Origin of the sequence: Chryseobacterium sp. SIMBA_029 (assembly GCF_046535275.1) — a bacterium.
GTDB lineage: Bacteria > Bacteroidota > Bacteroidia > Flavobacteriales > Weeksellaceae > Chryseobacterium.
Genome location: NZ_JAWRXA010000438.1, coordinates 1 through 264, shown reverse-complemented (window position 1 = coordinate 264; position 264 = coordinate 1). Strand labels below are relative to the sequence as shown.

At 59.5% G+C, this 264-nt stretch carries 1 protein-coding gene; it reads left to right on the top strand.

Annotation, left to right across the window (positions count from 1 at the left end; genetic code table 11):
* The coding region (locus SB679_RS24745; protein ID WP_410704941.1) for a BamA/TamA family outer membrane protein at positions 1 to 145 on the top strand (145 nt) is incomplete at its 5' end.
* Between the last annotated feature and the right edge of the window lie 119 nt (positions 146 to 264).

The window sequence follows — 264 nt, the reverse complement described above, 5'->3', positions numbered from 1 at the left end:
CGGCGATTTCCGCGCCGGCGCCGGTGTCGGTATCCGCTATGCCACGCCTTTCGGTCCGCTGCGGCTTGATTTTGCCGTACCGCTGAACAAGTACGAAAATGGCACGGCCTATGGAATCTACGCCGGCATAGGCCAATCATTCTAACGGCGGGAGACGGCAGCGGATGAACCCGTTGCACCGCCATGCGAACGGGATAGTGTCCGCCTTCATGCAAGCACTGACGAAACTCATGAACTGGATCGTAAGGCTGCTGGGCTATGGCC